13 protein-coding genes and 3 tRNA genes are annotated in these 13,281 nt (G+C 66.4%); 6 read left to right on the forward strand and 10 right to left on the reverse strand.

Annotated features, from left to right (window positions below; all coding sequences use genetic code 11):
* Positions 1–429: 429 nt before the first annotated feature.
* The 10 genes from VV867_RS03030 to VV867_RS03075 all read right to left on the reverse strand — a co-directional run bounded on the left by VV867_RS03030 (position 430) and on the right by VV867_RS03075 (position 7,620).
* Positions 430–506, reverse strand: a tRNA-Met gene (locus VV867_RS03030).
* A gap of 177 nt (positions 507–683) precedes the next feature.
* Positions 684–1,784 carry a redox-regulated ATPase YchF gene (ychF, locus tag VV867_RS03035; RefSeq protein ID WP_109936227.1) on the reverse strand — a complete coding sequence of 367 codons (1,101 nt, stop codon included), beginning with the start codon at positions 1,782–1,784 and terminating at the stop codon, positions 684–686.
* A 25-nt stretch (positions 1,785–1,809) separates the two neighbouring features.
* On the reverse strand, positions 1,810–2,394 hold the full coding sequence (pth, locus tag VV867_RS03040) for an aminoacyl-tRNA hydrolase (RefSeq protein WP_275627697.1): 585 nt from the start codon (positions 2,392–2,394) through the stop codon (positions 1,810–1,812).
* 42 nt (positions 2,395–2,436) lie between these two features.
* On the reverse strand, positions 2,437–3,045 hold the full coding sequence (locus tag VV867_RS03045; RefSeq protein WP_328565586.1) for a 50S ribosomal protein L25/general stress protein Ctc: 609 nt from the start codon (positions 3,043–3,045) through the stop codon (positions 2,437–2,439).
* Between the two features lie 106 nt (positions 3,046–3,151).
* The gene (locus VV867_RS03050; protein WP_024128138.1) at positions 3,152–4,093 is read right to left on the reverse strand and encodes a ribose-phosphate pyrophosphokinase; all 942 of its coding nucleotides are present in this window, start codon (positions 4,091–4,093) and stop codon (positions 3,152–3,154) included.
* A gap of 84 nt (positions 4,094–4,177) precedes the next feature.
* Positions 4,178–4,252 (reverse strand) — tRNA-Gln (locus VV867_RS03055).
* A 57-nt stretch (positions 4,253–4,309) separates the two neighbouring features.
* A tRNA-Gln gene (locus VV867_RS03060) sits at positions 4,310–4,384 on the reverse strand.
* Between the two features lie 32 nt (positions 4,385–4,416).
* Complete coding sequence (gene ispE, locus VV867_RS03065) at positions 4,417–5,265, reverse strand: 4-(cytidine 5'-diphospho)-2-C-methyl-D-erythritol kinase (RefSeq protein ID WP_328565587.1); 849 nt, start codon at positions 5,263–5,265, stop codon at positions 4,417–4,419.
* A 1-nt stretch (position 5,266) separates the two neighbouring features.
* Positions 5,267–5,890 (reverse strand): lipoprotein insertase outer membrane protein LolB, encoded by a 624-nt coding sequence (gene lolB / locus VV867_RS03070; protein ID WP_109936231.1) that lies wholly within the window; start codon positions 5,888–5,890, stop codon positions 5,267–5,269.
* An 8-nt stretch (positions 5,891–5,898) separates the two neighbouring features.
* Positions 5,899–7,620 (reverse strand): tetratricopeptide repeat protein, encoded by a 1,722-nt coding sequence (locus VV867_RS03075; protein WP_328565588.1) that lies wholly within the window; start codon positions 7,618–7,620, stop codon positions 5,899–5,901.
* Between the two features lie 190 nt (positions 7,621–7,810).
* Between VV867_RS03075 and hemA the strand changes: the two genes are divergently transcribed.
* The 6 genes from hemA (at position 7,811) to VV867_RS03105 (ending at position 13,182) form a co-directional block, all read left to right on the forward strand.
* A complete protein-coding gene (gene hemA / locus VV867_RS03080; protein WP_109936233.1) occupies positions 7,811–9,079 on the forward strand; it encodes a glutamyl-tRNA reductase in 1,269 nt (422 codons plus the stop codon).
* Positions 9,076–10,158, forward strand: coding sequence for a peptide chain release factor 1 (gene prfA / locus VV867_RS03085; protein ID WP_275627693.1), 1,083 nt, complete (start codon positions 9,076–9,078; stop codon positions 10,156–10,158). Before hemA ends, prfA begins: the two co-directional genes overlap by 4 nt.
* Before the next feature lie 6 nt (positions 10,159–10,164).
* The gene (gene prmC, locus VV867_RS03090) at positions 10,165–10,995 is read left to right on the forward strand and encodes a peptide chain release factor N(5)-glutamine methyltransferase (RefSeq protein ID WP_328565589.1); all 831 of its coding nucleotides are present in this window, start codon (positions 10,165–10,167) and stop codon (positions 10,993–10,995) included.
* Complete coding sequence (locus VV867_RS03095; protein ID WP_328565590.1) at positions 10,989–11,744, forward strand: molybdopterin-synthase adenylyltransferase MoeB; 756 nt, start codon at positions 10,989–10,991, stop codon at positions 11,742–11,744. The genes prmC and VV867_RS03095 overlap by 7 nt, the downstream gene beginning before the upstream one ends.
* The gene (gene murI / locus VV867_RS03100) at positions 11,737–12,531 is read left to right on the forward strand and encodes a glutamate racemase (protein WP_328565591.1); all 795 of its coding nucleotides are present in this window, start codon (positions 11,737–11,739) and stop codon (positions 12,529–12,531) included. Before VV867_RS03095 ends, murI begins: the two co-directional genes overlap by 8 nt.
* A 126-nt stretch (positions 12,532–12,657) precedes the next feature.
* Entirely contained in the window at positions 12,658–13,182 is a 525-nt protein-coding gene (locus VV867_RS03105; protein ID WP_109936238.1) for an acyloxyacyl hydrolase, read from the forward strand.
* Positions 13,183–13,281 lie beyond the last annotated feature (99 nt).

Here is a 13,281-nt window from a genome sequence, read left to right on the forward strand (position 1 = left end):
TTGTTTGAGGAGTTTGCTGCAGACGCAAAGGCGTATGGGTTCCCTTCTGCGGTTGAGGAGGGGGCGAGCCACCTCAGAGCCTTTACTTCACAGTCCGCATCATTCCTGAGAAAGGCGCTCAGTTCGGAACTAATCGCTCGGAAGAATGCGTGTATCAATTGCTCTGCCATCCCACTATTCGTGAGGTTGAGCACGTAATTTACTATGAGCAGCGCGTTGGGAATCCGAAGGGCGTTCTTCGGCAGACCTATGGGTTGCCGTCGATTAATCCGGACATGATTGGCCGGAAACTTCGGGAGTTTCTTGATAAGAGCCTTGCTGCCCGGGCAGAGAAACCATCGCGCTGATTATGTAGGCTCCCTGTAGTCACTTCGTAGTCACACAGGCAAAGCAAAAAGGGGTTAGCTTTCGCTAACCCCTTCTTTTATATGGTGGCTACACCGGGACTTGAACCTGGGACATCAGCATTATGAATGCTGCGCTCTAACCGACTGAGCTATGTAGCCGAGTGGCGCGCATTTTCCGGATCTTTCGGGGGGCTGTCAACCCCCTTTGGCTAGATATTTTTCTGTTCTTTCAAGCGTTTAGCGGGACGAGCGGTAGGGCGGGAACGAAAAAGGCCCCGCGGGGTGCTCGGGGCCTTTTCTCGTCCTGGGCTGGCGCCTTGGGCGCCTGCGAAGGGCTTAGACGTTGAAGCGGAAGTGCATCACGTCGCCGTCCTTGACGATGTAGTCCTTGCCTTCCAGGCGCCATTTGCCGGCTTCTTTCGCGCCCTGTTCGCCCTTGAACTGGATGAAGTCGTCGTAGGCGACCACTTCGGCGCGGATGAAGCCTTTTTCGAAGTCGGTGTGGATCACCGCCGCGGCCTGCGGGGCGGTGGCGCCTACGCGGACGGTCCAGGCGCGGACTTCCTTCACCCCGGCGGTGAAGTAGGTCTGCAGGTGCAGCAGTTCGTAACCGGCGCGGATCACGCGATTCAGGCCGGGCTCTTCGAGGCCGAGGGATTCGAGGAACATGTCCTTCTCCTCGCCGTCGTCCAGTTCGGCGATCTCGGCCTCGATCTTGTTGCACACCGGCACCACCATGGCGCCTTCTTCCTCGGCTATGGCTTTCACTACGTCCAGGTGCGGGTTGTTCTCGAAGCCGTCTTCGGCGACGTTGGCGATGTACATCACCGGCTTGCTGGTCAGCAGGTGGAAGCCGCGCACCAGGCGCTTCTCTTCGTCACCGAGGTTCTTCATCAACGAGCGCGCCGGCTTGCCTTCGCTGAAGTGCGGGATCAGCTTCTCCAGCAGGGATTTCTGCGCGATCGCGTCCTTGTCGCCGCCCTTGGCGTTGCGCGCGACCTTCTGCAGCTGCTTCTCGCAGCTTTCCAGGTCGGCGAAGATCAGTTCCAGCTCGATGATCTCGATGTCGCGCTTGGGGTCGACGCTGTTGGCCACGTGGATGACGTTGTCGTCCTCGAAGCAGCGCACCACGTGGGCGATGGCGTCGGTCTCGCGGATGTTGGCGAGGAACTTGTTGCCCAGGCCTTCACCCTTGGAGGCGCCTTCCACCAGGCCGGCGATGTCGACGAACTCCATGGTGGTGGGGAGCACCCGCTCGGGCTTGACGATCTCCGCCAGGGCGTCGAGGCGCGCGTCGGGCATCGGCACGATGCCGCTGTTCGGCTCGATGGTGCAGAAGGGGAAGTTCTCCGCCGCGATACCGGATTTGGTAAGGGCGTTGAACAGGGTGGATTTGCCGACGTTGGGCAAGCCGACGATGCCGCAGTTGAAGCCCATGCTGTGTACCTCTGGCGGAGACGGGTCAGGCCTTCGGGCTGTGCAGCTTCTGCATCGCGCGGGTCCAGTCCCCTGCGAGCATCTCCGGCAGCACGCCGAGGGCGGAATCTATGCTGGTGTCGAGCAGCTCCTGCTCGCTGCGCGGGGCGCGGCTGAGAACGAAGCCGGAGACCAGGCTGCTGTGCCCCGGATGGCCGATGCCAAGCCGCAGGCGGTGGAAGCCGTTCTGGTTGCCGAGTTGGGCGATGATGTCGCGCAACCCGTTGTGCCCGCCGTGGCCGCCGCCTTTCTTGAGCTTGGCGACGCCGGGAGGCATGTCGAGTTCGTCGTGGGCCACCAGGATGGCTTCGACCGGAATGCGGAAGAACCCGGCGAGCGCCGCCACGGCCTGGCCGCTGCGGTTCATGTAGGTGGTGGGGATGAGCAGACGAACGTCGCGGCCCTGGTGGCTGAACTTGCCGACCAGGCCGAAGTACTTCTTGTCGAGGTTCAGGCTGACGCGTTCGCGGTCGGCCAGGCGCTCGACGAAAAGGGCCCCCGCGTTATGCCGGGTCTGGTCGTATTCCGGGCCTGGGTTGCCCAGGCCAACGATCAGTTGCACGGCGGTCACGACGGGGGCCCTTTCCTTGGAGGCTAAGAGGCTGGCGAGTGATTACTCGGCAGCGCCTTCACCTTCTTCCTTGACTACGCGGGAAGCGTGGATGTTGGCCACGGCCAGGTCGTTGCCATGGGCCAGCTGAACCAGTTCCACGCCTTTCGGCGGCTTGAGGTCGGACAGGTGAACGATCTGACCGACTTCGACTTTCGCCAGGTCGACTTCGATGAATTCCGGCAGGTCTTTCGGCAGGCAGGAAACTTCGACTTCGGAGACGACGTGGGAAACTTCACCGCCGCCTTGCTTGACGCCAACTGCGGTTTCCTCGTTGAGGAAGTGCAGCGGAACGTGAGCGGTCAGCTTGTGGTCGGCGACGACGCGCAGGAGGTCGGCGTGCATGACGAAGCCTTTGGCCGGGTGGCGCTGCAGGGCCTTGATCAGCACGGTTTCCTTGGCGCCATCGACGTCCAGGGCGATGACGTGGCTGAAGGCAGCCTCGTTTTCCAGCAGCTTGGCGATTTCACGCAGTTCCAGGGTCACGGAAACCGGGGCTTTCTCGCCACCGTAGATGACCGCGGGAACCAGACCGGCATTACGACGCAGGCGGCGGCTCGCACCTTTCCCCAGGTCGGAACGCGCTTGGGCATTCAGAATAAAGTCAACCATTACACTATCTCCACAATGACAAGATCGCCCGAGCGCTTGCGACCAGCGTTCGGGCGACTCTTCAAATGCCCCGCCGCGGCGGGGCGCTTTCGTCAGGCCCTGTTCCTCAGCGGAACATGGCGCTGATCGATTCTTCGTTGCTGATCCGGCGCATGGCTTCGGCGACGACCGGCGCGATGTCCAGTTGACGGATGCGGCCACAGGCCTGGGCAGCGGCGGACAGCGGGATGGTGTTGGTCACCACCAGCTCGTCCAGTACGGAACCCTCGATGTTCTCGATGGCACGGCCCGACAGCACCGGGTGGGTGCAGTAGGCGATGACCTTGGCGGCGCCGTGCTCTTTCAGAGCCTTGGCGGCGTGGCCGAGGGTGCCGGCGGTATCGACCATGTCGTCGACCAGTACGCAGGTACGGCCTTCGACATCACCGATGATGTGCATGACTTCGGACTGGTTGGCCTTCGGACGACGCTTGTCGATGATGGCAAGGTCCACGCCCAGGGACTTGGCGACGGCGCGGGCGCGCACCACGCCACCGATGTCCGGGGAAACGATCATCAGGTTCTCGAAGCGCTGGTCCTCGATGTCGTCGACCAGTACGGGCGAGCCGTAGATGTTGTCGACGGGGATATCGAAGAAGCCCTGGATCTGGTCGGCGTGCAGGTCGACGGTGAGGACGCGGTTGACGCCCACGACGGTCAGCATGTCGGCCACGACCTTGGCGCTGATGGCCACGCGGGCGGAACGCGGACGGCGATCCTGGCGGGCATAGCCGAAGTAGGGGATGACCGCGGTGATACGAGTGGCCGAGGAGCGGCGGAAGGCATCGGCCATCACCACCAGTTCCATCAGGTTGTCGTTGGTCGGAGCACAGGTCGGCTGGATCAGGAAGACGTCCTTGCCGCGGACGTTTTCGTTGATCTCGACACTGATTTCGCCATCGGAGAACTTGCCGACGGAAACATCACCGAGGGGAATGTGCAGTTGACGCACGACTCGGCGTGCCAGGTCGGGGTTGGCGTTCCCCGTGAAGACCATCATCTTGGACACGCGCAGTACCTGCCGGCTGAGGGTGGGCCTGATGAACCAAAAAGCTGTTCAAAGGCCGTGGCTTTTGAACAGCTTTTTTGTATATGGCAGGGGCGGCTGGATTCGAACCAACGCATGGCAGGATCAAAACCTGCTGCCTTACCGCTTGGCGACGCCCCTATGAATTTTGCTGTGCAGCGCTTCCGTTACCGTCGTACGCAACCCCCGTGGGGTTAATGGCAGGGGCGGCTGGATTCGAACCAACGCATGGCAGGATCAAAACCTGCTGCCTTACCGCTTGGCGACGCCCCTGTATCGTACAACCGAATGCTCTGCATTCCTTCTCAGGTCAGCTCTTGAAGCTTGCGATGCAACAGGGAGATGTTGCGACCCTGTGCGACGAAGCTTGGCAGAGTGGCCGGAAGTTGGCGGCGAACTTTATCAGCATCGCCCTGGTTTGGGAAGCTCCCAAACACACAAGCTCCGGTTCCGGTCAATCTGGCCGATGTGAATTTGTTCAACAACATCAGCGCGTTACGTACAGCTGGGTAACGTTTCTCGACGACCGTCTGACAGTCGTTTCGACCGTCCACCCCGAGAAGGCTGCGAACTTTAATGGGCGGAGTATCCCGTGTCAACTCGGGATCGGAGAAAACTTCTGCTGTGCTGACAAAGACTTGCGGCACGACGACGAGGAACCAGGGCTCCTCCAGCTCGACCGGCGTGAGCCGCTCGCCCACCCCTTCGGCGAAGGCCGCGCGGCCGCGCACGAACACCGGCACGTCGGCGCCCAGGCCCAGGCCCAGGGCCGCCAGGCGGTCCTCGTCCCAGCCCAGTTGCCAGAGGTGGTTGAGGCCGACCAGGGTGGTGGCCGCGTCGGAGCTGCCGCCGCCGATGCCGCCGCCCATGGGCAGGCGCTTGTCCAGCCAGATGTCGGCGCCCAGCCCGGTGCCGGACTGCTCCTGCAACTGGCGCGCGGCGCGGACGATCAGGTTGCTGTCGTGGGGCACGCCGGGGATTTCGGTGTGCAGGCGGATCTGCCCGTCCTCGCGCGGGGCGAAGTGCAGTTCGTCGGCGTGGTCGAGGAACTGGAACAGCGTCTGCAACTCGTGGTAGCCGTCGGCGCGGCGGCCGAGGACGTGCAGGAACAGGTTGAGCTTGGCCGGGGCCGGCAGGGTCAGGCGCGCTTGCATGTCAGTGCGCCTGGCCGAGCAGGCGCGGTTGCCAGCTCTTGATCACCAGGGTGACGTCCAGGTTCTTGCCGTGCAGCTTCAGGCGCTCGGGCAGCCAGTAGCCGTCCTGCTGGGCGTAGCTGCTGTATTCCACGTCCCAGCCGTCCTGCTCCAGGCGCGCCAGGCGGCTGTCGCTGTCGAGGGTCAGGCGGCTCTTGCTGTCCGGCGCCGGCAGGCCGCGCACCCACCAGAGCAGGTGGGACACCGGCAGGCGCCAGCCCATCTGCTGCTCCAGCAGGGCCTCGGGGGACTCGGCCTGGTAGCGGCCTTGCCCGGCGACTTCCAGGGTCACCGCGCCCTCGCGTCCGGTCAGGCGCGCGGCGCCGCGGCCCAGCGGTCCGGACAGGCGGATGTCGTAGTAGCCCTGGCGTTGCAGCCAGAACAGGGTGCCGCTGCCGGAGTCCTTCGGGGCGCGGATGCCGACCTTGCCGTCGATCTGCCAGCCGTCGAGGGCGGCGACGCGTTCCTTGTGGGTCTTCCAGCTGTCGGCGTTGCCCTGGCCTTGCAGGGCTTCCTGGGTGGTGAAGCCGGCGCAGCCGCTGAGCAGGAGCAGGGCGGCGGCGCCAAGGACGTGAATCAGACGCATGGGAAATCTCAGGGGGTCTTGGACCCGGTCAGGCGCAGCAGGGTGTCGCGCAGCACCGGGCTGTCGGGCTGGTTCTGCAGGGCGGCGCTCCAGACTTCGCGGGCCTCGCGCTGCTTGCCGCGGGCCCAGAGCACTTCGCCCAGGTGCGCGGCCACTTCGTGGTCGGGGAATTTCTCCAGGGCCTGGCGCAGGTAGGTCTCGGCCTGGTCCAGGTTGCCCAGGCGGTAGTTGACCCAGCCCAGGCTGTCGAGGATGGCCGGGTCGTCCGGGTTCAACTGGTGGGCCTTCTGGATCAGGTCGCGGGCCTCGTCGTAGCGCGTGGTGCGGTCGGCCAGGGTGTAGCCCAGGGCGTTGAGCGCCATGGCGTTGTCCGGCTCGCGCTGGATGATCAGGCGCAGGTCCTTCTCCATCTGCACCAGGTCGTCGCGCTTCTCCGCCAGCATGGAGCGGGTGTAGAGCAGGTTGAGGTCGTCGGGGAACTGCTTGGTGCCCTGCTCGATGATCTGCCAGGCGCGGTCGGCCTGGTTGCGGTTGGACAGGCCCTCGGCCTCGATCAGGTACAGCTGGATGGCGTAGTCGGGCTGGCGCTCGCGGGCCTCGGCCAGGCGCCGCGAGGCTTCCGCGCTGCGCCCGGAGTCCATGAGTATCTCGCTCTGGCGCAGTTGCGCCGGGAGGAAGTCGTTGCCCGGGCCGACCTGGGCGTATTCCTTGAGCGCGGTTTCCGGGTCCTTCTGTTCCTCGGCGAGGCGGCCGAGGTTGAAGTGCGCGGCGTCGGTGTGGCTGTCGCGCTCGACCAGCTCCTGCAGGTAGACCTTGGCCTCGTTCCAGGCCTGGGCTTCCAGGCACACCAGGGCCAGGGAGAAGCGCAGGTCGTCGTCGTCGGGGAACTGCTGCACCAGGGCGGAGAACTCGGCCTTGGCGTCGTCCAGGCGGTTCTGCTCCACCAGCAGGCGGGCGTAGGCCAGGCGTACGCGCTTGTCGTCCGGGTGTTCCTTGATGCCGGCCTTGAGCAGCGGCAGGGCCTCGTCGCTGCGCTTCATGCTCTGCAGCAGGCGCGCGCGCAGCAGCATGGGGGCCACGTCATGGCGGCTGGCCGGCTTGCTCTCCAGCAGGCTCAGGGCCTCCTGCGGGCGGCCGTCCTGCTGCAGCAGCAGGGCCTTGCCGAACAGCAGCTGGCCGTTGTCGGGGTACTTCTTCAGCAGGCGGTCGAAGCTCTGCAGCAGGCCGGCGCGGGTGTCCGCATCGGTTTCCGCGGCGGACAGGGCGAGGAAGTCGAAGTGGGTGTCGCCCTGGCCGTTGAGGACCTTCTCCATGTACACCATGGATTCGTCGTACTGGCCGGTGCGCGCCAGCTGCAGGGCGGCGGCGCGCTGCGCGTCGAGGTCGTCGGGGGCGGCCTTGGCCCAGATCAGCGAGGTGTCCAGGGCTTCCTGGTCGGCGCCCAGGTACTCGGCGATGCGGAAGGCGCGCTCGGCCACGCCCGGGTCCTGGGTCTGCCTGGCCTGGTCGACGTAGTTGGCCAGGGCGATGTCGAAGCGGTTGCGCTGGCCGGCGATCTCCGCCACCAGCAGGGAATACAGGGTGTCCTCGCTGAAGGAACCGTACTTGCGGCCCTTCTCCGCGCTGGCCGCACTGTCCTTGGCCGGCTTCGGCGCCGGTTCCTTGTGCAGCATGGATTGGCAGCCACCGAGCAGAAACAGGGCGGTCAGCAGCGCTAGGGATTTGTTCATAGACGAAAGAGAGGGACCTGGACGGCGGGTTGTGCCCCATCATGACATAAGCCATTCGGCAAGCCCATGGGGTGGGGGCAGCCAAAACCCAGCATAGACGCACAGATCGACTGCTTGTATTGCGGTGGTTGTCCTCTACCGGTCGACGTAGGACAATTGCGGGCTTCCTGAATTACCTCAGCGATCCCGCATGGCCTTCATTGCCCTTGGCATCAACCACAAGACAGCTTCGGTGGCCGTCCGTGAGCGCGTGGCGTTCACGCCCGGGCAGATGGTCGAGGCCCTGCAGTTGCTCTGCCGGCTGACCGCCAGCCGCGAGGCGGCGATCCTTTCCACCTGCAACCGCAGCGAACTCTACCTGGAGCTGGAGCACCCGGAGGCCGAGGACGTGCTGGCCTGGCTGGCCGACTACCACCGCCTGAGCCTGGACGAGCTGCGCAGCTGCGCCTACGTGCACGAGGACGAGGACGCGGTGCGCCACATGATGCGCGTGGCCGCCGGCCTGGACTCCATGGTGCTGGGCGAGCCGCAGATCCTCGGCCAGATGAAGTCCGCCTACGCCGTGGCCCGCGAGGCCGGCACCATAGGCCCGATGCTCGGCCGCCTGTTCCAGGCCACCTTCAGCACCGCCAAGACCGTGCGCACCGACACCGCCATTGGGGAGAACCCGGTGTCGGTGGCCTTCGCCGCGGTCAGCCTGGCCCGGCAGATCTTCAGCGACCTGCACCGCAGCCAGGCGCTGCTGATCGGCGCCGGCGAGACCATCACCCTGGTCGCCCGTCACCTGCACGAGCAGGGCGTGAAGCGCATCGTGGTGGCCAACCGCACCCTCGAGCGCGCCAGCCTGCTGGCCCAGGAGCTGGGTGCCGAGGCCATCCTGCTGGCGGACATGCCCGAGCACCTGGCGCACAGCGACATCGTCATCAGCTCCACCGCCAGCCAGTTGCCGATCCTCGGCAAGGGCGCGGTGGAGCGGGCGCTCAAGCAGCGCCGGCACAAGCCGATGTTCATGGTCGACATCGCCGTGCCGCGCGACATCGAGCCGGAAGTCGGCGAGCTGGACGACGTCTACCTCTATAGCGTCGACGACCTCCACGAAGTGGTCGCCGAGAACCTCAAGAGCCGCCAGGGCGCGGCCCAGGCCGCCGAGGAACTGGTCGGCGAGGGCGTCGTCGAGTTCATGCAGCGCCTGCGCGAGCTGGCCGCGGTGGACGTGCTGCGCGCCTACCGCCAGCAAGCCGAGCGCCTGCGCGACGAGGAACTGCAGAAGGCCCAGCGCCTGCTGGCCAACGGCGGCGACCCCGGCGACATCCTCGCCCAGCTGGCCCGCGGCCTGACCAACAAGCTGCTGCACGCCCCCAGCGTGCAGATGAAGAAACTCTCCGCCGAGGGCCGCATCGATGCGCTGGCCCTGGCGCAGGAACTGTTCGCCCTCGAGGAGGGCCTTGAGAAGCGATGAAAGCCTCCCTGCTGACCAAGCTGGACAACCTCAGCGACCGCTACGAGGAGCTCACCGCTCTGCTCGGCGACGCCGAGGTGATCAGCGACCAGACCAAGTTCCGTGCCTATTCCCGCGAGTTCGCCGAAGTCGAGCCGGTGATCCTGGCGTTCCGCGACTTCCGCAAGACCCAGGCCGACCTCGAGGGCGCCCAGGCGCTGCTCAAGGACAGTGACCCGGACCTGCGCGAGATGGCCGAGGAAGAGGTCGCCAGCGCCAAGGCCTCCCTGACCGAGCTGGAAGACCGCCTGCAACGCATGCTGCTGCCCAAGGACCCGAACGACGGGCGCAACGTGTTCCTGGAAATCCGCGCCGGCACCGGCGGCGACGAGGCGGCGATCTTCTCCGGCGACCTGTTCCGCATGTACTCGCGCTATGCCGAGCGCCAGGGCTGGCGCGTCGAGGTGCTCTCGGAGAACGAGGGCGAGCACGGCGGTTACAAGGAGGTGATCGCCCGCGTCGAGGGCGACAGCGTCTACGCCAAGCTCAAGTTCGAATCCGGCGCGCACCGCGTGCAGCGCGTGCCGGCGACCGAGTCCCAGGGCCGCATCCACACCTCCGCCTGCACCGTGGCGGTGCTGCCGGAACCCGACGAGCAGGCGGCCATCGAGATCAACCCGGCCGACCTGCGGGTGGACACCTACCGCTCCTCCGGCGCCGGTGGCCAGCACGTGAACAAGACCGACTCGGCCGTGCGCATCACCCACATTCCCTCGGGCATCGTGGTGGAGTGCCAGGAAGAGCGTTCGCAGCACAAGAACCGCGCCAAGGCCATGGCCTGGCTGGCGGCCAAGCTCAACGACCAGCAGCAGGCCGCAGCGCAGCAGGCCATCGCCAGCACCCGCAAGCTGCTGGTGGGCTCGGGCGACCGCTCCGAGCGCATTCGCACCTACAATTTCCCGCAGGGGCGGGTCACCGACCACCGCATCAACCTCACCCTGTACTCCCTGGGCGAAGTCATGGAAGGCGAAGTGGAACAGGTGATCGAGCCGCTGTTGCAGGAATACCAGGCCGACCAGTTGGCCGCCCTGGGGGATTGAGGCGCCATGGCCACCATCATGACCCTGCTCGCCGAAGCGCAATTGCCCGACTCGCCCAGCGCGCGCCTGGACGCCGAGCTGCTGCTGGCCGCCGCCCTGGGCAAGCCGCGCAGCTTCCTGCGCACCTGGCCGGAGCGGGTGGTCGACCGCGAGGTGCGTGAACGTTTCGAAGGCTGGCTGGCGCGCCGCCGCGCCGGCGAGCCGGTGGCCTACATCCTCGGCCGCCAGGGCTTCTGGAGCCTGGACCTGGAAGTGGCGCCGCACACCCTGATCCCGCGCCCGGACACCGAGCTGCTGGTGGAAACCGCCCTGCAGTTGGTGCCGGCCAGCCCGGCGCGGGTGCTCGACCTGGGCACCGGCACCGGCGCCATCGCCCTGGCCCTGGCCTGCGAGCGCCTGAGCTGGCAGGTCACCGGCGTCGACCGCATTCCCGAGGCCGTGGCCCTGGCCGAGCGCAACCGCGAGCGCCTGCGCCTGGCCAACGTCGGCTTCCGCCAGAGCCACTGGTTCTCCGCCCTGGAAGGCGAGCGCTTCGCCCTGATCGTCGGCAACCCGCCGTACATCCCCGGCAGCGACCCGCACCTGCAGCAGGGCGACGTGCGCTTCGAGCCGAAGAGCGCGCTGGTGGCCGGCGCCGACGGCCTCGACGACATCCGCCTGATCGTCGGCCAGGCCCCGCGCTTCCTGGAGCCGGGCGGCTGGCTGCTGCTGGAACACGGCTACGACCAGGCCCCGGCGGTGCGCGACCTGCTGCTGGGCAACGGTTTCCGCGAGGTGGAAAGCCGCCGCGACCTCGGCGGCCATGAACGCATCAGCCTGGGGCGCCTGCCATGTTGAACGACGAAGAACTGCTGCGCTACAGCCGGCAGATCCTCCTGCCGCAGATCGACATCGACGGCCAGCTGCGCCTGAAGAACGCCCGCGCGCTGATCGTCGGCCTCGGCGGCCTGGGCTCGCCGGTGGCGCTGTACCTGGCCGCGGCCGGCGTCGGCGAACTGCACCTGGCCGACTTCGACAGCGTCGATGTGACCAACCTGCAGCGCCAGGTGGTGCACGACAGCACCCAGGTCGGGCGCAGCAAGGTGGGCTCGGCCATGGCCCGCCTGGCCGCCATCAACCCGCAGGTGACGCTGGTGCCGCACCGCCAGGCGCTGGACGGGGATTCCCTGGCCGCGGTGCTGGCCCAGGTCGACCTGGTGCTGGACTGCTGCGACAACTTCTCCACCCGCGAGGCGGTCAACGCCGCCTGCGTCGCCGCCGGCAAGCCGCTGGTCAGCGGCGCGGCCATCCGCCTGGAAGGCCAGCTCTCGGTGTTCGACCCGCGCCGCGACGACAGCCCCTGCTACCACTGCCTCTACGGCCATGGCAGCGAAGCCGAGCTGACCTGCAGCGAGGCCGGCGTGGTCGGGCCGCTGGTGGGCCTGGTGGGCAGCCTGCAGGCGCTGGAGGCGCTGAAGCTGCTGGCCGGCTTCGGCGAGCCGCTGGTGGGCCGCCTGTTGCTGGTGGACGCCTTGGGCACGCGCTTCCGCGAGCTGCGCGTGAAGCGCGACCCGCAGTGCTCGGTCTGCGGCGTAACGCATGGCTGACGAGCGGCCGATAGGCGTCTTCGACTCCGGCGTCGGCGGCCTTTCGGTGCTGCGCGAGATCCGCGCGCGGCTGCCCGGCGAATCGCTGGTGTACCTGGCCGACTGCGGCCACGTGCCCTATGGCGAGAAAACCCCGGAATACATCCGCGAGCGCTGCCGGCGCATCGCCGAATTCCTCATCGCCCAGGACTGCAAGGCCCTGGTGCTGGCCTGCAACACCGCCACCGCGGCGGCCGCCTCCGACCTGCGGGAGCGTTATCCACAACTGCCGATCCTGGCCATGGAGCCGGCGGTGAAGCCGGCCGCGGCGGCGACCCGCAGCGGCGTGGTCGGCGTGCTGGCCACCACCGGTACCCTCAAGAGCGCGCGCTTCGCCGCCTTGCTCGACCGCTTCGCCAGCGACGTGCGGGTGGTCACCCAGCCCTGCCCGGGGCTGGTCGAGCGCATCGAGGCCGGCGACCTGGACGGGCCGCAGACCCGCGAACTGCTCCAGGGCTTCGTCGAGCCGCTGCTGGCCGAGGGCTGCGACACCCTGATCCTCGGCTGCACCCATTACCCCTTCCTGCGCCCGCTGCTGGGCCGGATGCTGCCGCGCGGGGTGTCGCTGATCGACACCGGCGCCGCGGTGGCCCGCCACCTGCAGGCATCGCTGGCCAGCCGTGGCCTGCAGGCACTGGGGCCGGCAAAAAAAACGCACTTCTTCACCAGCGGGGCGGTCGAGATGTTCGAGAGGGTGTTGCCGGTGTTGTGGGGCCTTGATGGATCGGTCAGATTTTTTGCCGATTGAGCAAAGCAGATTCTGAATAGGCGTAACAATCTGCTGACAATTCCGAGGCCTAATCTGGCAATTCGCCTTATAATCGTTAGCTATTCGCGGGGATTTTTCATTCAGCTTATCCATAAGGATCTTTCGATGAAGAAGCTACTCTCGCAGGCCGCCTTGGCCGCAATCATGATGGTGGGCGCAGCCGGCGCAGCGCAGGCCGCGAATCTGACCGCCGCGGCAGGCGCCACCGGCCAGGGCGACGTGGCCCTGCGCCTGGGTGCGAGTTTCGACTGGGACAAGACCTGGTGGGAAAGCGGTACCGGCCACCTGACCGGCTACTGGGACACCGGCGTCACCTACTGGGGCGCCGGCGACCGCGCGGGTGCCCGTTATTCGCTGTCCTTCTCGCCGGTGTTCGTCTACCAGTTCAACGGCGACAGCGTGAAGCCCTTCATCGAGGCCGGCATCGGCATCGCCGGCTTCAGCGGCTCCGAGGTCGGCGACCATGACCTGGGCAGCGCCTTCGCCTTCGAGGACCGCCTGGGCTTCGGCCTGAAGTTCGCCGGCGGCCAGTCGGTGGGCATCCGCGCCATCCACTACTCGAATGCCGGGCTGTCGATGCCCAACGACGGCATCGAGTCCTACAGCCTGTTCTACAGCCATCCGCTGTAAGAATTTTGCTGTACGAAAAAACCGGCCCAGGTGGCCGGTTTTTTCATGCCCTGGGTTTACGAGCCATTCTCCGGAAATCCGTAGGGCGGACGTTAGTGT

This window comes from Pseudomonas sp. JH-2 (assembly GCF_036231725.1).
In the GTDB taxonomy this organism is placed as follows: Bacteria; Pseudomonadota; Gammaproteobacteria; order Pseudomonadales; family Pseudomonadaceae; genus Pseudomonas; species Pseudomonas delhiensis.

Bases quoted from the DNA above. Each gene is read 5' to 3' on its own strand.
- ychF (WP_109936227.1), bottom strand. From the start codon at position 1,784: ATGGGCTTCAACTGCGGCATCGTCGGCTTGCCCAACGTCGGCAAATCC.
- VV867_RS03045 (WP_328565586.1), bottom strand. From the start codon at position 3,045: ATGGTTGACTTTATTCTGAATGCCCAAGCGCGTTCCGACCTGGGGAAA.
- ispE (WP_328565587.1), bottom strand. From the start codon at position 5,265: ATGCAAGCGCGCCTGACCCTGCCGGCCCCGGCCAAGCTCAACCTGTTC.
- lolB (WP_109936231.1), bottom strand. From the start codon at position 5,890: ATGCGTCTGATTCACGTCCTTGGCGCCGCCGCCCTGCTCCTGCTCAGC.
- VV867_RS03075 (WP_328565588.1), bottom strand. From the start codon at position 7,620: ATGAACAAATCCCTAGCGCTGCTGACCGCCCTGTTTCTGCTCGGTGGC.
- hemA (WP_109936233.1), top strand. From the start codon at position 7,811: ATGGCCTTCATTGCCCTTGGCATCAACCACAAGACAGCTTCGGTGGCC.
- prfA (WP_275627693.1), top strand. From the start codon at position 9,076: ATGAAAGCCTCCCTGCTGACCAAGCTGGACAACCTCAGCGACCGCTAC.
- prmC (WP_328565589.1), top strand. From the start codon at position 10,165: ATGGCCACCATCATGACCCTGCTCGCCGAAGCGCAATTGCCCGACTCG.
- VV867_RS03095 (WP_328565590.1), top strand. From the start codon at position 10,989: ATGTTGAACGACGAAGAACTGCTGCGCTACAGCCGGCAGATCCTCCTG.
- murI (WP_328565591.1), top strand. From the start codon at position 11,737: ATGGCTGACGAGCGGCCGATAGGCGTCTTCGACTCCGGCGTCGGCGGC.
- VV867_RS03105 (WP_109936238.1), top strand. From the start codon at position 12,658: ATGAAGAAGCTACTCTCGCAGGCCGCCTTGGCCGCAATCATGATGGTG.